The organism is Vibrio sp. R12-SG2-ISO1, from assembly GCF_059834045.1.
The window spans coordinates 170,735-192,859 of record NZ_JCBDGO010000017.1; the positions used below are offsets into that span (position 1 = coordinate 170,735).

Sequence of the window (22,125 nt, forward strand, 5' to 3'; positions counted from 1 at the left end):
AGGAAAGACAGCCCCATTACCATCAGTTGACAGCATGGGGCTGGAATTGAAATGTAACTTATTGTTCTGAGTTGCTTAGGCTCCATACATAGGCAGCGACAAGTTGCACTTTGTCTTCACCTAGTATGTCTTTCCAAGCTGGCATTACGCCTGAGCGGCCGTTCATGACCGTCTCTGTCACTTCAGCACGCGAGCCACCGAATAACCAATCTTGGTCAGTCAGATCCGGTGCACCCACAGCTGGGTTACCTTTACCGTCCGTACCATGACAAGCCGCACAAACCGCAAAACGTACTTTACCTGCTTCTGCTTCGCGCGCGTTCACGCTACGACCTGACAAGCTCAGCGTATAGCTCACGACTTCTTTCACGCCTTCTTCGCCAAGCGCATCTTTCCACGCAGGCATTTGACCGATTCGGCCTTGCATGATGGTGGTCACGATAGCTTCTGGCTCGCCGCCGTATAGCCATGCGTCGTCAGTCAAATTAGGGAATCCTTTTTGACCGCGAGCGTCAGAGCCGTGACACTGCGAACAGTTTTGTAAGAACAGGCGCTGACCCACTTTTACTGCTTCATCATCCGCTGCAATCGCAGGGATAGGGCGCAGATCAGAGGAGCCATCAACATACGCAAGTCGCTTGAATGCTTCACCAAAGTAGGCATCTGCATCATCAAGCTCTTTGGCGTATTGTACTAGCTGCTTGTTCTCTTGAGAGGCGGCAATCGACGCTTTTGACTCTTCAACCGAACGAACGGTTTGATCTGAGCTCTGCCAGCCCAAGACACCTTTAAAGCTGCCAAGACCTGGATAAAGCGTTAAATAGATCGCTGCAAATACGAACGTACCAATGAAAAGGTAAGTCCACCATTTAGGTAGAGGATTGTTAAGCTCACGAATGCCATCGTATTCATGGCCCATATCAGCGCCTTCCTCTACGCCCATTTTATCTTTAAGACACCAGATAAGTAGTGCAGCACAGCCGACCAGTGTTCCGACCGTGATGATAATTATCCAAAGACTCCAAAACGTCGTCATTGCTTAGTCACTCCCTGTTCTTTTTTGGGCTGTTCAATCTCGTCAGCAAAGACAAGGTTGGCATCTTCTTCGAAGCGAGCTTTACGGTTTTTGCCGTAAGCCCACCACACAACGCCAATAAAGCTCACGAACAGAACGATGGTCCAAATACTGTGAATAGTACCTATATCCATTACGTCACCCCTTATTTACTTCATTGCGTGACCAAGAGACTGAAGATAAGCAATGATGGCATCCATCTCTGTTTTACCTTCTACATCTTTAGACGCGTTTGCGATTTGTTCATCTGTGTATGGCACACCGAATAGGTCGCGGAAAATACGCAATTTCTTCTCAGTGTCCTTACCATCCAGTTCATTGTCAGCCAGCCATGGGAAACCAGGCATGTTTGACTCAGGAACCAACTCGCGTGGGTCAATCAAGTGAACGCGGTGCCACTCGTCAGAGTAACGGCCACCTACGCGCGCAAGGTCAGGACCTGTACGCTTAGAGCCCCATAAGAACGGATGCTCCCAAACGCTTTCGCCCGCGACGGAGTAGTGACCGTAGCGCTCTGTTTCCGAACGGAAAGGACGAATCATTTGGCTGTGACACACGTTACAACCTTCGCGAATGTAAATATCACGACCTTCTAGCTCCAACGCAGAATAGGGACGCAAGTTTTCAACCGGCTCCGTTGTCTGTTTTTGGAAAATCAGTGGCGTGATTTCTACCAGCGCACCCAAACTGATGGCAAACACAATCAGGATCGCAAGCAAACCGACATTACGTTCTACTAGTTCGTGGCGATTGTTAGAATTTGAACTCATTCTTTAATCTCCTTAAGCCGGTTGCGGGATAGCTTTTAGGCTATCTTTTGGCGCGGTAACGGTTTTGTACGTGTTGTATGCCATGAGGAACATACCTGCTAGGAAGATAAAGCCACCTAGGAAACGAACAAAATAGAACGGGTAAGACGCTTGCACAGACTCTACAAAACTATACGTTAATGTGCCGTCTGAGTTCACTGCACGCCACATTAGGCCCTGCATAACGCCCGAAATCCACATCGCGACGATGTAAAGAACAGTACCGATAGTGGCTAGCCAGAAGTGGGCGTTGATCATGCCAACAGAGTACATACGCTGCTGACCGAATAGACGCGGAACCAAGTGGTAAACCGAACCAATCGACACCATAGCAACCCAACCTAATGCCCCTGAGTGCACGTGACCGATTGTCCAGTCAGTGTAGTGGGAAAGGGCATTGACGGTCTTAATCGACATCATCGGGCCTTCAAACGTTGACATGCCGTAGAACGACAGAGAGACGATGAGGAAACGCAAAATTGGGTCATAACGAAGTTTGTGCCATGCGCCGGATAGCGTCATGATGCCGTTGATCATGCCACCCCAAGAAGGTGCGAACAGTACGAGAGACATCACCATACCGAGCGACTGAGTCCAGTCAGGCAGAGCCGTGTAGTGAAGGTGGTGTGGGCCTGCCCAGATGTATAGCGAGACCAATGCCCAGAAGTGAACAATCGACAAACGGTATGAATAAACGGGACGTTCAGCTTGCTTCGGAACAAAGTAGTACATCATGCCAAGGAAGCCAGCGGTCAGTAGGAAACCTACCGCGTTGTGTCCGTACCACCATTGTACCATTGCATCAACGGCACCGGAGTAGACAGAGTAAGACTTACCCATAGAAACCGGAATCGCCATGCTGTTGACAATATGCAATACAGCGACAGTGATGATGAACGCACCAAAGAACCAGTTTGCCACGTAGATGTGTGATGTTTTACGCGTAATCAGCGTGCCGAAGAACACCACTGCGTAAGCCACCCAGACAACAGCGATCGCAATATCGATCGGCCATTCTAGTTCCGCGTACTCTTTACCCGAGGTAAAACCGAGTGGGAGAGTGATCGCGGCTGCGAGGATAATTGCCTGCCAACCCCAGAAGGTGAAGGCGACGAGAGGGCCACCAAATAGACGTGTTTGACAAGTTCTCTGTACAACGTAATAAGACGTTGCGAATAGGGCACTTGTACCAAACGCAAAAATAACCGCATTAGTATGCAGAGGACGTAAGCGACTGTACGTCAACCACGGCGTATCAAAGTTTAGCTGTGGCCAAACTAATTGAGCGGCAATCAAAACACCAACAGCCATGCCGACGATACCCCAGAGAATAGTCACTAAGGTAAACTGACGGACGACTGTATAGTTGTAGTTTTGTTCTAGCTGCTTTTCTTGGCTCATTTGCATGCTTCCAATTTCTAATTAACTACACTTTACTTCCAACACGACACATGTCGTAATGCCACCCAAAACCTCAAGAAAATGTCGCCAATCTCAGTTGGTTAAATAATCTTGCCAGTTTTTAAAAAAAGTGGCACTTTCAGCCGCCAACTATACTTCATTTAACAATTCAATGACAGCATAGTAACCTTACACTTGGTCAGGTTTTGGCCTTTTATTTTAAAAGTTTGAAGTTTGTTACACGGAGAACCCAACAGAATGGCAGCCCAAAAACTAACAAGAGGTCGTTTTGCTCAAATAATCATCATGTTAACCCTGCTTCTGACGGCGTTTTTCTGGCGTACTATCACGCACAAAGACATGATAGAAGTGGTGTGCGAACTCAAACCCGCGTGCACATTTGTTGTCGAAAACGACCGCTTCACCGCAAAATTTGAGGCAAACAAGATTATCATCACCAAGCCCAACACAAGGTGGCTGCTAAAATCGTTAGAATCACCGCAAGCAATCACGGAAAGTGACACTGAATGGAGACTCGAGGCTCCCGTCAATGAAGCGTTAAGCCTAAGCTTGCAAGACCTCAACAAGACCAAAGAAGCGACAATCAAGTTTCGAATGTAACTGCGCACAAATTTGGGATAATTGACGTCCTACAATCCATTTTGATAGCCAATAGCTCGACCAATGAGATGTTAAATTTGACGCGAACGAACGAGAAAACTTGCGACTTCTTCGTCGAAATCACAAATTATGAGCATCGCTCAGCACTAATAATCAGCTTTGGAAATCTTTGATTAACAAACTGATTATTAGGTATTTTATGGTAAATGCAGTTATGTTTAATGGAAAACTCACGGGATGGGTAGATTGGATAGGGAGTGGTACTCCATGTGTTTATCTGGGGTTGATTTAACTAATCTACGAAAACCATGTAGTACACCACATGGACTTTCGTACAATCTCTATTAATAACAGCACGTTAAGTGGATATTTTAGAGTTTCATTGTCAAACTAGTACATGTACTGGCAGTTTTTTCACGAAAATTCGTTCAAAACACGTTACCGAGTACATGTACTCTCCATACCTTACCCCCTCCATTTGTTGCTTGGTTTTACTAAAAAAACTCGTTTCAAGATCTTGAAAGTTGCATAAAGCAAACTTGAAAAGCTACACCAGATCAAAACAAGCTAACGACTCCCCGTGTTGTGTAAGGAAGCAGGGCTTGTTGTTCAACAAGATGATTTCATTATTAGTACAGAGAAGGTGAAATTTGATACAGCGACGCAAGCTATTTATTGCTTGAAGGCTATTTAAGGGGCATGACAGAGTCAGAGGAGTGATCGTGCTACAGGGCTACAGGGCTACAGGGCTACAGAAAAATCTGCTAGTAACGTAGTAGCACGAATAGTTGCTCCGTTCGGTGAATGCTCCGTTGTGCTTGGGCGACTCTTGCACCGGCTTGGAGCTCATTGGATGTAAGTGAGGTAGGTTAAGCGTTGAGATTAAACTATTTTTATCGCCGCTTGTTTATGTATTCTGAGTGGGGTTTTCCCTGGCAACTGACAAGGAATCGTGAACGCTTCGTTAATGTTTCCCGCGCCTTTTATTGGCAATTTATTGCCCTCTTTATCTCTTTTGAATTTAGCGACTCGTCTTACCGATATCTTATTACCAAAAATCGGTATCTCTAAATTGGCATTCCAGCCCTTAAATAAGGAGGAGAGCCTGCAAAGTAAAGCATATGAAGTCGACTCACCCGAAAGGGTTTGTAAATAATTTCTTACTTGGTATTCATACTCGCTTTCTGAGTTAATACCGATCCCGCTCATAACCTTAGTGATGTAAGACTCTGGCGTAATATCGATCTTTTTTATATCGGATAAAGCGAGTTTTTTCTTGATCAAGTAATGAGCAAATGCGTAAGTAGCAGGTGACGCCTGAATTTCATGGCGATATTTTTTTGCTAGTTTTTCTATAAGTGCAACGGAGTGTATGAGTTCGTCATTTCCTCTCACATATTCCATAGTTTCAGCTTGCTGATACGTATTACCTTGTGTCCCCCTAAACGCATATTCGTTATTCGTATTTTCGTAGCATTGGGCTAAAAGAGCTACTTGTGAAAGAATTCGGGCGTCGACTTGTACTCCTGACATTTCAAGAACCTCAGCTCTTGAACGAACATTGCCAACATCGATATTAGCGAACGAGTCTTCATCGGAAATCCCCCATACAAGTACGGCAAGAAACCCATACTTAGAGTGTGATGCTGCTTCCAGCCTAGTGTGGCCATCTAATAGTTCACCATCATAACCAATAATGATTGGCTGACCAGTTAGACACCACTTCCGATCATTCATCATTTTGATGAAGCGCCTCACTGTGACTGACTTTATCCGACGGTTCTTGTTTCCCTCGTTAATCGCTCCTCTACGAGAAAAGGTCAATATATCTCTCGCCAAGGTTGGCGTAATGTGTACAACACAATGATTGATTGGTATGTCGAGCACTTTTATCTGAGGGTAATATTTTGCCTTTGACTTAAAGATTTCCAGCATAGTATCTGGAGAAAGTCTGTTGTTGGAGCTGGCCATTAGCTCTTTATCACTCGCCAAATACCGCTTTGGAAGGACTGCGTGCTCTCTTATTAGTGCTTCAACGAGTGAATCTTCAAAATGTTCTGAATCTGTAGTCATGTTTTTACTGCTAGTATGCGTCACAACCTATATTATTGATCGGGCGCGACGCCCGATCAAGGCTAAGGCGACTTTTTGTGTAAAAATGTCGTCATATCGTGTTAGTGGTTGAGAGTGTTGTGAAGGAAAGTGTGCATGTACGAGGGTTAAGTCCCGAAGGGAGTTTTGGGGGGAATAAAACTCTTGTCACCTATCTGATGGCAATTGAGCTGCCTGTTTATTTTTCTCTGCTACCCGCCGATTCTAGAACTGAAGGACTACTAAAGTCTGTTCACAGTAAGCTCAACAAAGAGCGAATAGCGGAGATTAGCCAATCAATTAAGTTAGCGCTAAGCGAATCCACAATTACACCATTTTTATCATTAACTTACGTGGTTGGTGGTAAGCCTTCTCTACAAGTAAAGCAAAAGCAGTTTAGTGAACTGAGCTATGATCCCAGAAATACTTTAATTGTGGGTGGAGTGTTAGAGCTGGTTGCCATAGCAAAGCTATTAGGCATAGAACACCCTTTTTATCCTACGAGAAAATCCTCATTAGATCATGTGCTTGCTGATAGTAATATAAGACAAACATTATCGCGCCTCCCTATACAAGTTACTGTAATTTTCAACACATCTTCAGGGCTAAGCTTTAACGAGATGTGTGACTACTACACCAAGTACAACGCGCGGACCTCTCATTTGCACTCCCCAATTCAGACATCAATGATGAGTAGTTCGTCGATTAACGATTGCGTCAAAGAAATTGCTGAAAAAGTGCACTTAGCGCGATATGGCGGGATGACTAGCAGCTCAATCCGGTTGACGAAATCAGAACAAGGAATTGTTGCTGAAGCGACTCTTATCAAACTTGTTCTAGGTGCTATTGCTGGGCCAAGTGCACAGGATAAAAATAAAGTCGATGATTTCAATTTGAATAAGGGTGCTTTTACGCATCAGGCGATATCAACGACCAAACAATACATAATCCTATTTTTAAGGACTTGGCTAGAGGGTATCTCGAAACAACTCAGCAACGACCGAGACGGGTTTCACTATTCACCTTCACTCTGGCTATCACTGGGACTATTGATAAAAAAAATCACGGACAACGCTACGATTGATGAAACTGAACGATCGATACTGCAAGCCGCAAAAGCTTTATCTACTCTAGATTATTCGAAATCAGCGAAGCACTGGAGCCAATGTAAGGTGCTAACTTTGGATATGAGCGGTAAGAATTATAAAAATGCAAGCGGTGGAGGGCGTTCATTTAGAGTAGGGCTAGCTGAATACCTTTTTGATATTTGCCGATTGACTTAGCCCCAGCCTTGTGCTTTGTTTTCTAAACAATACCCTGTTTGATTTGATGTGGCTGAACCCACAACACTCAAAGGTGACGAATTTGAAAAATTAGAGATTTGGATTGAAGCTTATAAGAAGATTAACTATTCCTAAGCTGACTCTGACATTAGGCTGAGCGTCGTATATGTACTCTCTAACTGATCAGGACAGCTCTATATGAGCCACCTTATGGATGTAGTTGGTGTTTATTGTGACTATCTGTTGCGTACTGTGTGCGATGTAGAATCAAACTTTCTTGAAGCATAAAAGGCACGAGTACAAATGAAACGCCACCTCGATTTGAGGTGGCGTTTTCGATTAAAGAGCAGCCGGCTAACAAGTCACTCTGAATGTGTGAAGCACCTCACCATCTTGAAAGATGTAGTTAATCTTAGCCCAACCACCTGCGCGATAGAAAGCACGAGTCTCTGGGTCATTATTATTGCAAATCATCTGTTGGGCTTGCTTTTCCATCGCGTTCTTCATTTGCTTGAGCGCATCAGGAGACACTTCACCACCCGCCAGTTCGTTAAGGTAAGCCATTGTGTAATGCAACCTTGTATTGACATTCAAGCCCCCCCCAGCCAAGTGCATAAAAGACTCCATGGACATGTTTGCGTTCAATTGTACTGGCAGATTGTTTACGTTATCCGCAACAATCTTCGCAGCCAACCTGTCGGCTTCAGCTGTAGTAGCCACGGCATAAGTAGAACATGTGGCAATCGCGGTTAAGAGTAGTAGTCCAAATTTCAAAATGTGTCTCTCTATCGTTATTTGTAGCTGTACGCTCCCGTATTTGGGTTACCTTGTAGTTCTACTTGTTTGAACTGGTTGCCGTGGGGCGTTGTAAGATGGCCTTGAGCTACGCAAATGTATGCACCGGTCATCATTGGTCTTGCCATCACTATGCGCTGGTAGCTGAAGTTGGTCTTAGTAGCGAGATCTTTTAAAAAGCCCTCACAGGTTTTGTTGTACGCATGCTGTTGCGTTCTCTCTTGCTCTTTCTTCTGTTCAGCGAGTCTATTTTCTTCTGCTCGCTTGGCTAGGCATTCTTTGCTGGCTAAGCAAGCGGCTTCTGCGTCACGATCTCTTTGCTCTGTATTGACTTTCTCTTGGGCTTTCTTGGCCGCAAGAAGCCTATCTTCATCGCGCTTCTTTATGACGTTATGTACGTATTCATACGCATACTCAATCGAACGGCCTTGAACCCGCTCATAGTAGGTGTCATTGGTTTCAAGGTGAGTGGCCATAACATAATCCTGATAGCTGACACCTTTGACGCTGCAGGTAAGGATGTGGTCTTCGACACTATTCACATCCATGGTTATGTCGCCTGAAAAAAGATTTTTTCCCACAACGAATTGAGGGTTATCTTGTTCAATTTTCTCAACCAGATTTCGGCAAATCTGAATTTCATTCTCAGTGATGGAGGTGCTGTCTTGAACACTTATTGTAGAGCAGGCGTTCGTTACCATCGCCATCGAAAACACTGTAGTAGCTCTAATGAATGACCTTATTGTCATTGAATGAGGGAGAAGCATAGAAAGGTCTTAATCAGACTAAAATTTGGGTGCTAGTGTACAAGGAAGCTCATTATAAATGGCAGGAGAAATGTTAGAGAATGTAAGAGAAGTGCTGTATTTGATGTTGAAAAGTGTTCTAAAGGCAAGTCAGTGCTGTAAACACACCTAAACTGCTGAAAAATCCGTTTTTACAGGAACTTCTTAGTAGTGTCATTTCGTAACTCATAAATGTCCAGCTTCGTGTTGACGAGGCGCGTAACACGGAAATGCCCCGAAAGTGTGTTGTCCTCGATCTCACCAAACCTAATTTCGGATCATAATCGCATAAGGAAAATTGATGCATTGGGCGAATGGTAGGGCCTGTCGCTGGTGAGTAGTGACTTGCGAGACCTGCGAAAAGTATTCGTCGCACCGATGTTCGATTGGATTGCTCAAGCTATGAAATAATCGTTCTATCACCAATTACTAGTGCTGTCTCATATCTTTTAGTTGCATAAATATATATATTACCTGCATTGTGACATGGGCGAGTATTATCATAGTATGCGGTTAGAACATCTTAGAATTAGAAACTTCCGGACAATTAGCACCGAACAACATGTTGATTTAACGCAAGGGTTAACGATTGTAGGCCCAAATAGCAGTGGAAAAACCAACATCCTTAAAGCTATTCAAATGTTATTTACTGGGTACGATAATGAATTTGGCTACGACATAAAACGAGATTTAACTTTTGGTGTCAGTACCGGACAAACTAGCTTGGCGGCATCTTTTGCTGGCTGTCGAGAACTAGATGCGGAGTTTTTCTCTCTCTATGATGAACTCAATAGCATGCTCGAGGAGCCCAAAGAGCTATCATCTCAAATCCAACTTTATCTGACCTTTGCTACAAAGTCTGGAAAGCCGTTGTATCGCTTCTTTTCAAACGACAAAATGAAAAAGGAGTATCAAGCGCAATATTCTAGAAAGCAAAATCAAGCAGTGAATTTACTAGTGTCACAGTTTGTCTGCCACTATGTCCCGTCATCCAAAAGTACATCTGATTTGTACAGCAGCTTACTCCTTCCTTTTTTAAAGCGATCAGTGACTAGGGTCCTTGCTGACAAAGTTAATGAGATTAATAGCGAACTATGCAGTATTTCTTCAAAGTTGGACTATCAACTGGATGTTGCGGGGCTCGGAGGAGTAAAAAGCCACTTCTCTTTACCTAATGAATCGCTAGAAGAACTTATAGCGAAATTTGAGTTTCATCTATCCGATCCTGCTAAAACTTCGATAGAACATAAAGGAATGGGTATTCAAGCTGCTGCGATAATTGCTTCCTTCTTATGGATTACAGAAGAAGAAAAGAAGCTTAACAAGAATACGATTTGGTTAATTGAAGAACCAGAGTCCTACTTGCATCCTCAATTGGCTGATTCTTGTCATAAAATGTTGGAGAGGTTACGTAGTGAAGCTTTGCTGGTTACAACAACGCACTCATTAGGGTTTGTTCATCAGGACCCTAAAAAGGTAGTTGGAACCTTAATAGATAAAGAGTTTACTAAAATCACGACTTATGAAACTTATCATGAGGCGACTTCAAGCATTCGGAATGCTTTGGGCGTTCGATTTAGTGATTTTTATAATCTTGGTCTTCTAAATGTTTTTGTTGAAGGAAAAACAGATAGAGAACTCTTTCAGTGGTTCTTAAAACTATCTGAGAATCATCGAGGGTTAGAGTGGCCTCACGTTAGGAGTGCAGTTTTCTGTGACTTTTCTGGAGTGAGTGGTATTGAGGGTTTCATGAAAGCAACTTACGAGTTCATTTACAAGGAAAGGCCTGTTGTTACTGTGCTAGATGGTGACTCTGCAGGGGATAAGTGTCGTAAAAACCTACAGCAATATTTTGGCAAGAAGCATATTAGCTTTCAGCCTAATAATGACTATATATCTCTTCCTATCGGATTTGCTGTTGAGGGGCTATTTCCACATGATTGGATTCTTGAGCTTTTCAAGGAACATGAAAATTGGTTCGATGATTGTTCTCATGACCTAAAAGGCGAACTCCAACCTTTTACTATGAAAAGTGAAAAAACCAAGGAGCAGCTAAGAAATAACTTAGTGAGGCGAGCTGAAGAACAAGCAGACCTCGAGTGGGCTGAAGATTTTAAATTGCTTTTCAATCAGCTCGAAAGTCAATTGGCTGAAAAGCACAAGAGAGTTTATGGAACACTAATTCCAATCCCTACAAAGCCCCCCCGACTCCGTTCAAAAATAATAAACGGTTGTTCAGAACCTGAAGGGGTCGAAGCAAATATTGATGAGTATGAGGGTTTAGAACCACTTTCTGACACTGATGAAGAAGTTTTTAACTAAAAAGAACTTTTTGATTTGGGTTGTAGGTGTACATCAGCTTCAGCCCAGATAGTAAAGTTATCCTTTGAATTGAATATAGGTAACTTATTTTTTATGTAGTTTGTAGTGACAGTGCTTCGAGTTCCAACGATTGGCCACCTTCATTCAAATTTGCTTCAGCGTTTAGCGTAAAAATTTTTAGTTGGGTGTAGCGTTATCGCTCGTTGGCAAGGCGTCAGAAAATGGAGGTTAGAATTGGGATACGATTTATATGATGCTCAATACGATCAATACGTAGATGAAATGTACTCCAATATTGAGGAAGAACTTCGAGAGGAGCTTTATGAGGAGAACAGAGAACAAGCTATTGAAGAGTTTATCTTTGAGAGAATGCAGTCGTATTATCGTCAAAATCCTAATTTAGCTAAAAATGCTATTAAATTTCTACGCAAGAGCAAAGCTCTTCTAGAAGTAGATCCTACGGTTTCGTTAATTTATGCTGCAATTTCGACCGAGGTGTTAATTAAATCAGTTCTATTAAAGCCTATAGTGTATGGAATGGTTCATAACGAATATGCGGCAGAAATGATCTCAAGTGGGTTACTCAAACAGAGTGGAATCGATAGATTCAAAGATCTAGTTTTCGATGTGATCGATGAAAATGCAGACTTAGGTTGTTCAATTAGTGAGTACAAGCGTCAACATTCCTCGGAAACTCTTTGGCGAGAGCGAGACAACATTCAAAGGTTACGCAACAAAATCATGCATGCGGCTAATGACTGCTCATCTGAAGATGCACAACAAGCAATTGATATAGCCAAAGAATTTGTTTCCATGATTGTTGCTGTTATTCGCAACTTCAACTTGGATCTATCATCAGAAGGGCTAGTGATCGACTATGTTGATCCAAAACAGCAGTCCCTGTTCTAAGATGCGTTATAAACTTAGTCACCAATTGCATATGGGAAATTCAATCTGTATGATGTACGCTTTAAGGTTCAAGGCAAATTTTAACGATGGAAGTTGTAATTTCATTAGCGATCTCTAAAAAACAAGCTGAAGAATCTGCCATGAACACAATGGCTACTGCTGCCAAAGATTGGCAGGGAGAGGGAGCCCATACCATTCGTTAAGTTTAATTGGAGACACAATGTCATCAACAGAAGAAGTATATAGAGAAGCACAAATGCGATTACATCGTGTACTTGGTGCTTATCTTGCGATGAAATCTTGGAAGAATGGGTTAGATTGTATAATTTTAGAACGTGATACACTACTTGATTTTCTACAGATTGAGCGTATGAGAAATACTCGTATCGACTGGTTAAAGGAAGATTTAAAGTATTTATTTAAATATACTCATACTACTAATTCAACCAAAACTAAAACTTACGCTACATTGTACTTGTCTAGAGTAAAGATAGGTTCAAAGAGCGGCGTTTGGAAGTCAATGACAACTGAAGAACGTATAGAGAAAATGAAAGAATTAGGCATAAAAGCTGACATCATCGAGTTACCAAACGAGAAAACCCTGCTGGCCAAGATGGCATTGATTTCAAATGGTATCGAAAAGGTTTAATTTAATAAGACGCTTAACAGTGACCGTCAATACGTGGCATTTTCAGTTTGCAGTAACATCAGCGTAGGCACTATCGTTGTGCGTTTTGGGACGTTAGCTCGGCGATATATCAACTGTTTGAAATTTGGAGATTCTGTGGCAACGACAAGTAGCAATCATAAATATACTCAGCTGAAGTGGATGTACTCTGCACTTAGTGGTCTTTGTGCAGCATACTTTTTGGCTTTGTTTAGTGGGGCATCTTCCATTGAAGATTCAGTATTTCTTCAATTATCGACACTGTTTTTTTCTATCTGTTTACCTACATTTGCAACTTTCGCTTTTGCGCATATTTTCATATCAGAACTTAACGCAAGTGTGGAAAATTGTGATGAAGTGTTGAACGAAGATTGGGTAACCAGAATTACGGTTGGAGGCTTTTGCTGTTTGATGCTCGCGTTCACTTGTTTAATCGGGTACTTCTCAGTAAACGCAATGTTGGGCTTTATTTTGGTATCAGTACTTTGCTTTTATTGTTTTGGAGAATTTGTGAGTAAGCTAACGTCGATTGTCAATCGTTAGCGATGATACAACGAATCGCTCAAGTGTCCACGCTAAACGCTCGGCGGTTTTGGTCTGGAGTTTAATAGTTTTATTGCAGGCTCCGCGTGCTAAAACGTTAGTTGCCTCCATCAAATATAATAAGGAAAATAATGTCAGATATAGTACAAAAACAGAATGTAACATTACCATCGTTACCGAGCACTGTGCTTCCCGCAATAACAGAACTAACAACTTCACTTGGTATACCAAGGAGTGTGTTGGCTAGCGAAGAAGAAATCGAGTATGCATGGCGAGATCTCCCCAGAGAGTTACGAGAAATTCCAGGTGACTTAAGAGGAGAGCTTATTGCGCGTATGTGTGTTGCTGTTAGCACTGGCTTATTCGATGGCGCTATGAATTACATTTGGAATGCCGCAGTCTTACATTTGCGTCAGAAAATTCGCAACTTTGGTTTAGCCGTTGTTGCTCAAATTCGCCAAGGCGACTTTGAAGAAAAGCACTTGATGGAATTACAAGATAGCCGACTTCTGGAACTTTGTTTGAAGCTCAATATCATTGATGAGGACGGATTTTTCTTTTTAGATCAGTGTAGGGATGTACGCAATAATTTTTCTGCAGCACATCCTACAATGGGAACTGTAAATGATCGAGAATTTACAACATTCCTAAACCGTTGCGTTAGATATGCACTCGCGGACTCATCATCACCGACTGGTGTTGATATAAGTGCTTTCATATCGGCAGTCAAAGGACTAAGGTTCAATACACAGCAATGTGATATTTGGATTCAACGTTTAAAAGACACGCATGAGGCTCAACGTCAATTACTTGTGAAGATGGTGCACGGAATCTACTGTGATCCAGCTACGGCTGAGCAGGCTAGACTAAATGCCTTAGATATATGTGATGGCCTGAAAGAAGTGTTGACCAATGCTATTAAATCAGAGTTGATTAATAATCACACTGAGTATGTAGCAAAAGGATTTGAGGATAAGCATACAGCTTCGCAGCAATTTTTTGAAAAGTTAGGTTTCCTTGGTCTGCTAAATGAATCTGAGCAGCACACTGTGTTCTCTAAAGCTACAACACGTCTCTGGAACGCACACAATGGAATGAACAACTTTTACAATGAACCTCCTTTTGCCGAGCGACTGTTGGAACTAACGCAACAGGGAGCTGTGCCGGAAACTATACAGGAAGAGTTGGTTCATGTAGTTTCTTGCTGTGCTGTAGGTAATGGCTATGGTGTTTCTAATGCTGCCGTTCCATAGAGAGTGTCCTGAATTCTGTGTAACTGTCTAGACTTAAGCCTTAAAGGCTAAGGATGGACAATATGGATAAGAAAGCACTCGAAGCTTTTGCTCGTGAAGCAGCAAAGTCAATTAAGACTGAATCTGATCTTGATGACTTCCGAAAAATGTTAACCAAGGTGACCGTTGAAACGGCGTTAAACGCTGAACTCGATGAGCACCTTGGGTATCAAAAACACCAACCTAGAACTAGCTCCAACTCCCGCAATGGCTACTCGGGTAAATCAATCATCACCGATGATGGAGAAGTCGATATCGACGTCCCTCGCGATCGTGAAGCTAGCTTTGAACCTCAACTCGTCCGCAAGCACCAAACTCGATTCCAATCCATGGACGACAAGATATTAAGCCTATATGCGAAAGGCATGACCACACGTGAAATCGTCGCAACGTTCAAGGAAATGTATGATGCAGACGTCTCACCAACGCTGATATCAAAGGTGACCGACTCGGTACTCGAGCAAGTGATTGAATGGCAGTCGCGACCTCTCGACGAAATTTACCCTATCGTCTATCTCGATTGCATCGTGGTTAAGGTGCGTCAAGACAAGCAAGTCATCAACAAAGCGGTCTATCTTGCGTTAGGCGTCAACATGGAAGGCCAGAAAGAACTGCTCGGCATGTGGCTCTCTGAAACGGAAGGCGCCAAGTTCTGGCTTAACGTGCTGACAGAGCTTCAAAACCGTGGGGTAAAAGACATCCTTATCGCTTGCGTTGACGGACTAAAAGGTTTTCCTGACGCCATCAATACTGCGTTCCCAGAGACGCAAATACAGCTCTGTATCGTCCACATGGTGCGAAACTCGGTCAAATACGTCCCTTGGAAAGACTACAAAGCGGTGACGGCTGACCTGAAGAAAATCTACCAATCAGCCACAGAAGATGAGGCACTGCTCGCTTTAGAGCAGTTCTCTGAACGATGGGATAGTAAGTATCCTCAAATCAGTCGCTCTTGGACGGCGCATTGGGACAACCTCAACACCCTGTTTAACTACCCAGAGGATATTCGCCGAGCCATTTACACGACTAACGCCATTGAATCCCTCAACAGCGTTATTAGAAAAGCGATCAAGAAGCGCAAGCTCTTCCCAACGGATGAATCAGCTAGAAAGGTGATCTACCTGGCTATCCGAGATGCTTCCAAGAAGTGGACGATGCCGATTAGAAACTGGCGACAAGCTCTAAACCGCTTTATGATTATGTTCGAAGACCGACTCACTGAATACATGTAACCCCCGACAGTTACACAGAATTATTTACAGGGTCGTTCCATACTACACACAAATTATCCAAGGCTTTTCTCCCAGAGAAATTGGTATATTGGTAAAGCTTGCCAGTAGTCAGCACTCAGACTTAGGTCGTAGGCTTGCTAACTCTTCAACAGCGAAAATGCGTTTGAAAAATGTACTAGGTTTGTTTGACCCAGCAAGTATATCTGACAGTATCAAATCAGAATATGACAAGCTTGTAAACTAGGCTGTTATCCAAGTTGTCCCTTTTCTTTACCCAGTTCACGGATAAGGTGAGGGGATAGCACACGTTCGATATTCTGTACGTCGGTTTTCATTCGAATATCTTTAATAATATCAATTAGCACAGTTGCATTTTTTTCTACTTGCTTTTGCGCTTCTGCCTTTTCTTTTCTTAACACAGCGTTTGCTCGTATTAAATCTGCTCTCGATTGGTTACTTCCTTGTTTAGCCGATTTCTTAAATTCACCCGACAAAGCACTAATTTGCTTCTGAGCATACTCTTCAATGAGCTCTTTGCGACTTGTTAATGTTGATTTACCTGAAATGACTTGCTTATTTATTAGCCTCCTTGCAAGGTTGGCCTGACTAATAGGAGAGTTTTGATAACCTTCATCAACCATCCTGATAAGTTCTTTTTCGATTTCCCTTGTGAGATCTGCGCCTTTCATTACTTTTCCTTTTGGTCTATCAAGTCAATGTTCGAACGTCATCATTGACTAGGTTTTTGGATTATTGTTGAGCTGTTGACTCCCATTTTTTTTAAGTTGGCGATGTTCCAGTGCAAAAAGGCTCGACACCATTTTCGGCTTCTTCATGCCGTCTAGTTCCACTAGACTGACTTTGATCTTTTCGGACTCTATATCTCGTGACTGACCTAAATGAAATTTAATATTTTCTTTCCGAATATAAAGCTCTTCAAGTATTTCTTCCGCTTCTTCACTGGTTAGCTCTCCAACGAGTTCCATCTGATCGATGATAGCTATTTGGGACTCAATGCTTCCTGCGAGCTTGGCAACCTTCGCGTATTCATCTTCTCGACCAGTAAGAGTGAAATAGGCACATACGGAGCCATCTTGGCACTTCATGTTAAAGGGGCACTGAAATCTGCATAGATCACGCATACAACTACCTATATGCATCGGAGCTAAATCGGAGTGCGGTTTAACAATTTCATTCTTCTCCTGTATACCCATCTTATCAAGCAATTCATCGAATTCCGCAAAGATACCAGAATCTGAGTTACCAACAGTCGATACAATAAAGGAAGTTCTGTCCTTGCTCGTTCTATAAGTATGCATTGACTGAGCAAGTGAATCACCCAATGGCAGGTTAGGGTTGAGCCCAATCGCTGCTTGACTTTTCACTTTAGCTAGAGCGGAAACCTCTTCTGTAAACGAGTCTAAATTTGCCGCGTCAACAAGAGCTGAAGAATGTTTCTTTTCCTCAATTGCCAAATGCTGATAGCTTTTATTCTGCCTCACATCGACACGACCCATAAACATAGCCTGAAGATGCTCAGATACACCTGCGATAGCAAAGAAGGTATTAATAGCGTGTCGTGGGGTATGACTATACATCATAGAATACTGCCCATCTTCTTCTTTAAGATCATACTTAGCGAAGATACTACGGTTACGATTTTCTTTTTGACCGTACCCTAAAAACTTATTGATCAAATCCTGATGGAGGTGTTGTGGTACAGGCTTCAACGCTCCTGCACGAGTGACGGCGCCGCTGCCCTGTGGAATGATGAAAAGTAGCTTTTCATATGGTATCTCTGTAATAGCTTTGGTCTTGCTGTCTTTTACTCTAACGATCAAATCATTTGAAATAAAAGCATCGCTCTCAAGCGCAGCCCTAAGAAACCTATCAACATCACTCAAACGATACATTTGAGTCTTTTGGTTTTTACCAAATGCTTTAACTGACGTAGGTTTTATGCCAAGAGAAGCTTTTCCATGCTTAGCATTTTCGATTTTCTTCTTTGTGTAGTCACGCAAACTTGAAAAACCTCGCTTTCGTGATGACTCAGAGTAAGACTCATAGACATGTTCTACAAGGTCATCGAGGCTAACTAAAGACTCATTCAAAGAAATCACATTTGCACCATTAATAGAGGACAATTCCTTAGGAAGTAGAGAGCTAAGATTTATACTTCTAAGATGCTCAGTGTGGCACCGAAGCTTTTCTGACAAACACAAGGTATCCACCCAAATGGATTCGATTAATTCAATCGCTACTGGCTCTACCCAGTGCATGCGATGACCCGCACCTTTCTCCCCGACGTACATTATCCCCAGATAAAAGGTCGGTAAACCTCGGCTCTCCATAATCCCCTTTGTCGTTGCATCCTCTACCTCAATAACTCGAAAGGAGTTATAACGCAATGCAGAGGCTTCCATTAGTCTAAAACCTGTCACCATGAGCAATAACACAAGGTTTAAGAGGATTTTCTCCCCCTCATGAGCAACACAACTACGTAATGCGACAACATTGAGAAACGTTTGAATAGATAAGTTTTTTTCATCATCTTCTTCGTCTAAATCTTCTGCGTACTGAGCTTTCCTCTGTTTGCGAGCCGACTCTGTGTAAGATGAACCGATGGCAGAATCCGCTTTCTTTCTAATAGCAACAGCCGTTTGAGGAATACCCAGAAAATTGAGCTTTTCAGCAATCACATTCATTGCGTGATAGTCGTTAGCCGCGTTGATAGTCCGAGATTTCCCTGTTCTCGACGATGCGAGCAAATCAACGGCGTCTTGAAGATGTTGAGAGGTAATGTTGATTGGGTTAGGTTCAACACCGCCCATAATCATTCGGACATAAACCCGCTTGAGGAGCAGTTGAGTGTCACGTATCGTCGATGAGGAAGGAGAGTGGTTTTTGACTATCATAGTGCAATACGCCTTCGAAAACTCAGCATATTGTGAATCTATCGGGATAACCGTTGAACTATATTCTTCTCCATCGGCTAGCACGCCTATTGCCGAATTCTTTTTCAGCTCGTTAAAAGTGACATCGGCCTTTGCACTGCATAGAAAGCCGTGGGCATGTGTCCCAAAGCTCCAAACATTACCTTCCCAAGTAAGCCTCTTCTCTGGTTTACCGACCCCCTCATTGACAACAGGCGCTAGCACCTCATTAAAATAAACCTTATGCTCTTCAATGAAGAGGTGGAGAGATTCGTAACTTATCTTCATTGTAAACCTGCCTTTAAGCGACCTATCACCATTTCAATCTCGCCTTTGGTTTCTGTCGCGGTGTCAATAAGAGGGTTGTTTGAGTAGCCGCTGTCATTTGACACTTGCACCACATCAATCAGTTCATGACCGATAATATCGAGAACCTTTTGATGTTTAGGTATGTCATTAAAGGGTCTAAAGTAGAAGCACCCGTAGCAGGAGCGTACTTTGGATAAGTGACATTTGCTTTGACGACGGTTGCAGCCTCCGATGCGATGAATGAAAACACCTGCAATTATCCCCGAAACTACCACGCCATCCCAGTCACTCTCTTCGGTCTTGTATCCAGTCATCAACAATCCAACCATGTCCTTCCAGATTGGATTGGCGCCCAGCGCTTTGTACTTTAATTCTGCTATCTGATAGGTAGACATGATGTAATGTCTTGCGGCAACAACGCTGGTGTGTCCAAGTACATGGGCAATTTCGTCTGCGGATGCACCTCTCATTGCCATGGTATGACCGATGTTGTGGCGAAAATCATACAAGCTATAAACAGGGGCATCCATTTTTCCTGAGTCAATAACTAGCTTTACGTCGTCTGGTTGGATGAAGTGCAGAGCTTTGTTTAATCTGTGGTGAAGACTTCGAGATAAATTATCATTACCCTCGAACGCATACAGTGGGTCTAACGCGCCAATATTAAAGCGCTTTTTGTATTCACCCACTAAGGTGCCTACCTCCATACTCAGGGCTATCTTGGGGATCATGGTTGAGACTTTCTGCTGCTTGGCTAGGGGGATTTGAGCTTCATATCGCTTCAATTGAGTCTTCGGGTTCTTAGCGAGAAGCTTTATACTATCGCCTGTTAACATTGAGAACTGCGAAGGACGAAGACCTACATTGTAAGCCAAACCTAGAATGGTGAGATCCTTTAGCTCTTGGTCATTCAACGCTTCTAATCCTTCAGCCGTACTGTGCTCCACCATTTTTTTAACAATGAGGCTCTTAAGCTCGGTAGGCATCGTATCTTCTACGTCTTGGTAAATTAAGAATGGGTCACCATTGTTGGGGGTATTAATGTGACCCAAATCCTCCAAATTTTCGATACTAAACCCAGGAAAGTTGGCTCTAAACAATGATTTCGTAGCGGACTTAAGTTGATAATAACGAAGATTTTTATTCATTTCAGCGAGTTGCTCAAGCCTCTTAATCAGTACCATATCAGAGAATTGTTCAAGCGATAGGATATCTTTTCTTAGCTGGTGAAACTGAATTTCGCTGATAGGTGATGAATGAGTTTCACAATACTTAATGGCAAGGAATTTTAGTAACTTTTTTAGACAGTACTCCATGTTACTAAAATTATACGTGTGAACTTTACTCAGTCTTTTAAATGACCAACGATCTTCTCGCGTATCGACGTACGGTGTGTCACTAACAGCTGCTATCGATATTTCCATTTGAGGTGGGAGCTTTAACGCATCAATAAACGATATTTGTTCTGCTGTAAACGGTACGTTACCACCGCTATCTATTCGAGTTTGATTACCCGCCAAATGCTGCATCCCAATCTTCCTCTTCTAATTGCTGCAATAGTATGCTGTTCTGATCGCCATAAAAGACGTTCAGCAAAGCTCTGTTTGCTTCCTCTTGGATAAACCGTTTTGCATATTTAGACGGCATCCTTGACTTTTCGCTCCATCCACCTAGTACACGTAGCCTTTCTTTTGCATCTTCCATCAGACCTTTGATGTCCACAACGCCAGAAGACATATACTCTAATTTTAATTCATCGTAGAAAACCGTTAGGGTAGAGTATGCCCATGTATGGCGTAGCCAGTGGGGAGTAACTTCGCCCTCGATTGATTCTGCGTACTCAGGTTCGAAATGCTTTGGAAATTGCGCTTTGAACTCTGACATATATTTCTTAAATTCAGTGAGGTAAGTACTGTAAGAGAGTGGTTTGTAGGGGCTCTTATGCGCTGCAAATATATATTCATGCTCACAATCCCGGGGCCGCATCAGATTGTAGTAGAGCATTAACTGCTTATAGAATTTAACCGGAATATCGAGTTCCCTAACGCTTCCTGCTGTTTTTATACTCGGCTTATTAGCTCTGAGGTCTTCTATATCCTCATACTCATCCTCCAGATTTCTAACTCGCATTAACATACGGGTCTTATCTGAAAGGTAAGGTAAGAAAGATTCTTTATGCAATAACAATGCTTCACCAACTCTCAGGCCGAATTGTACAAGTAGAGTGGTCAATAAGTAGTTACGCATTTGTATTTCAAAGGAAATGATGGGGTTTAATGAATTAGTTTCTAGCACCGTGAAAGTGGTAGGGGTGCAGCCTTGGTTTGGCGCTGCCTTGTTCGGAGAAAAAACCTCGATTAAGTCACGAAATTGCTCTGAAGTTAAGCTGCGAAGGATGTCCGAAGATAACGGCTCTTTACTTGTTGACGCGAATTTTTGGTATTTCGCACGGCGTTCGCTCAGCTGAGCCGCAATAAATTTTTGCTCACGGATAAGAGACTTCGAAGAATCATTTTGATACCGAAGTGTAAGATAAGTGTCGGACAAAAAGACAATAAATCGAACAATATCCATGCAGCGTTTAGCGGCAGTTCGTTTACGTTTATTAATTTCTGCACCCCCGCGCGTAGAGGGTAACATGACCACGTTCGCAATTTGCTTGCCAGCGAGCATATAATCCCAGAATGCGTCCAGTTCATAAGCAACGGATTGGACGTTGGCAAAACCCGATTTGTACAAACTGTAGTCGAGTGTCTCGCCAAACTTTTCTAACCAGAAATCGTAAAACAGTTTGAGTGAGTCCAGTTCACTCTTTTGAGTTTTTAGAGCTTTAGGGAGTAACTCTGACTCTAAATATCTCGCCGCCAACAGAGTGGGTACTGTTAAACAAGTATCAAAGAGACAATAGAACTGGTTATCACAATTTATGACCTGATACATGTACAAATTACCGTTCCGTGATTTCGTCAATATGTACAAACTTAGTCTGAATGATTACATCCGTCAAAAAGATGAAAGCAAATTTGTTTAACCAATAATCAATGACTTATCTCAACGA

Annotated in this window: 18 protein-coding genes; 7 read left to right on the top strand and 11 right to left on the bottom strand. The window is 42.7% G+C overall.

Annotated elements, in window-relative coordinates:
- Positions 1-58: 58 nt before the first annotated feature.
- Genes ccoP through ccoN form a run of 4 tightly spaced genes read right to left on the bottom strand, consistent with a single transcriptional unit; the run spans position 59 to position 3,285 of the window.
- A complete protein-coding gene (gene ccoP, locus AC6R10_RS12740) occupies positions 59-1,036 on the bottom strand; it encodes a cytochrome-c oxidase, cbb3-type subunit III (protein WP_334555359.1) in 978 nt (325 codons plus the stop codon).
- Positions 1,033-1,209 (bottom strand): cbb3-type cytochrome oxidase subunit 3, encoded by a 177-nt coding sequence (locus AC6R10_RS12745; protein WP_334555360.1) that lies wholly within the window; start codon positions 1,207-1,209, stop codon positions 1,033-1,035. Before AC6R10_RS12745 ends, ccoP begins: the two co-directional genes overlap by 4 nt.
- Before the next feature lie 15 nt (positions 1,210-1,224).
- Positions 1,225-1,845 carry a cytochrome-c oxidase, cbb3-type subunit II gene (gene ccoO / locus AC6R10_RS12750; RefSeq protein WP_334555361.1) on the bottom strand — a complete coding sequence of 207 codons (621 nt, stop codon included), beginning with the start codon at positions 1,843-1,845 and terminating at the stop codon, positions 1,225-1,227.
- A 12-nt stretch (positions 1,846-1,857) separates the two neighbouring features.
- Positions 1,858-3,285 carry a cytochrome-c oxidase, cbb3-type subunit I gene (ccoN, locus tag AC6R10_RS12755; RefSeq protein WP_334555362.1) on the bottom strand — a complete coding sequence of 476 codons (1,428 nt, stop codon included), beginning with the start codon at positions 3,283-3,285 and terminating at the stop codon, positions 1,858-1,860.
- A gap of 258 nt (positions 3,286-3,543) precedes the next feature.
- Between ccoN and AC6R10_RS12760 the strand changes: the two genes are divergently transcribed.
- On the top strand, positions 3,544-3,906 hold the full coding sequence (locus AC6R10_RS12760; RefSeq protein ID WP_500672453.1) for a hypothetical protein: 363 nt from the start codon (positions 3,544-3,546) through the stop codon (positions 3,904-3,906).
- Between the two features lie 882 nt (positions 3,907-4,788).
- Here AC6R10_RS12760 and AC6R10_RS12765 read toward each other — a convergent pair.
- Positions 4,789-5,979 (bottom strand): ParB N-terminal domain-containing protein, encoded by a 1,191-nt coding sequence (locus AC6R10_RS12765; RefSeq protein ID WP_500672454.1) that lies wholly within the window; start codon positions 5,977-5,979, stop codon positions 4,789-4,791.
- A 119-nt stretch (positions 5,980-6,098) separates the two neighbouring features.
- On the opposite strand from AC6R10_RS12765, the gene AC6R10_RS12770 reads away from it, so the two are divergent.
- Complete coding sequence (locus tag AC6R10_RS12770) at positions 6,099-7,280, top strand: hypothetical protein (protein ID WP_500672455.1); 1,182 nt, start codon at positions 6,099-6,101, stop codon at positions 7,278-7,280.
- Positions 7,281-7,634: 354 nt separating this feature from the next.
- On the opposite strand, the gene AC6R10_RS12775 is transcribed toward AC6R10_RS12770, so the two are convergent.
- Both AC6R10_RS12775 and AC6R10_RS12780 read right to left on the bottom strand, forming a co-directional pair.
- Positions 7,635-7,844 (bottom strand): hypothetical protein, encoded by a 210-nt coding sequence (locus AC6R10_RS12775; RefSeq protein WP_500672456.1) that lies wholly within the window; start codon positions 7,842-7,844, stop codon positions 7,635-7,637.
- Between the two features lie 227 nt (positions 7,845-8,071).
- Positions 8,072-8,623, bottom strand: a complete 552-nt coding sequence (locus tag AC6R10_RS12780) for a hypothetical protein (RefSeq protein WP_500672457.1) — start codon at positions 8,621-8,623, stop codon at positions 8,072-8,074.
- Between the two features lie 744 nt (positions 8,624-9,367).
- On the opposite strand from AC6R10_RS12780, the gene AC6R10_RS12785 reads away from it, so the two are divergent.
- The 5 genes from AC6R10_RS12785 (at position 9,368) to AC6R10_RS12805 (ending at position 15,825) form a co-directional block, all read left to right on the top strand.
- A complete protein-coding gene (locus tag AC6R10_RS12785) occupies positions 9,368-11,182 on the top strand; it encodes an ATP-dependent nuclease (RefSeq protein WP_500672458.1) in 1,815 nt (604 codons plus the stop codon).
- Between the two features lie 234 nt (positions 11,183-11,416).
- Positions 11,417-12,091: a hypothetical protein gene (locus AC6R10_RS12790; RefSeq protein ID WP_500672459.1), complete on the top strand. Its 675-nt coding sequence runs from the start codon at positions 11,417-11,419 to the stop codon at positions 12,089-12,091.
- 220 nt (positions 12,092-12,311) lie between these two features.
- Entirely contained in the window at positions 12,312-12,740 is a 429-nt protein-coding gene (locus AC6R10_RS12795; protein WP_500672460.1) for a hypothetical protein, read from the top strand.
- A gap of 692 nt (positions 12,741-13,432) precedes the next feature.
- Positions 13,433-14,554: a hypothetical protein gene (locus AC6R10_RS12800; protein ID WP_500672461.1), complete on the top strand. Its 1,122-nt coding sequence runs from the start codon at positions 13,433-13,435 to the stop codon at positions 14,552-14,554.
- Between the two features lie 62 nt (positions 14,555-14,616).
- Positions 14,617-15,825, top strand: a complete 1,209-nt coding sequence (locus tag AC6R10_RS12805; protein WP_500625857.1) for an IS256 family transposase — start codon at positions 14,617-14,619, stop codon at positions 15,823-15,825.
- Positions 15,826-16,073: 248 nt separating this feature from the next.
- On the opposite strand, the gene AC6R10_RS12810 is transcribed toward AC6R10_RS12805, so the two are convergent.
- From AC6R10_RS12810 to AC6R10_RS12825, 4 genes are read right to left on the bottom strand one after another with little or no spacing between them, the layout of a single operon-like run.
- Positions 16,074-16,514, bottom strand: a complete 441-nt coding sequence (locus AC6R10_RS12810) for a hypothetical protein (protein ID WP_500672462.1) — start codon at positions 16,512-16,514, stop codon at positions 16,074-16,076.
- A gap of 48 nt (positions 16,515-16,562) precedes the next feature.
- Positions 16,563-19,046, bottom strand: coding sequence for a hypothetical protein (locus AC6R10_RS12815; protein ID WP_500672463.1), 2,484 nt, complete (start codon positions 19,044-19,046; stop codon positions 16,563-16,565).
- The gene (locus AC6R10_RS12820) at positions 19,043-20,596 is read right to left on the bottom strand and encodes a site-specific integrase (protein WP_500672464.1); all 1,554 of its coding nucleotides are present in this window, start codon (positions 20,594-20,596) and stop codon (positions 19,043-19,045) included. Before AC6R10_RS12820 ends, AC6R10_RS12815 begins: the two co-directional genes overlap by 4 nt.
- Positions 20,577-22,013, bottom strand: a complete 1,437-nt coding sequence (locus AC6R10_RS12825; protein ID WP_500672465.1) for a site-specific integrase — start codon at positions 22,011-22,013, stop codon at positions 20,577-20,579. Before AC6R10_RS12825 ends, AC6R10_RS12820 begins: the two co-directional genes overlap by 20 nt.
- Between the last annotated feature and the right edge of the window lie 112 nt (positions 22,014-22,125).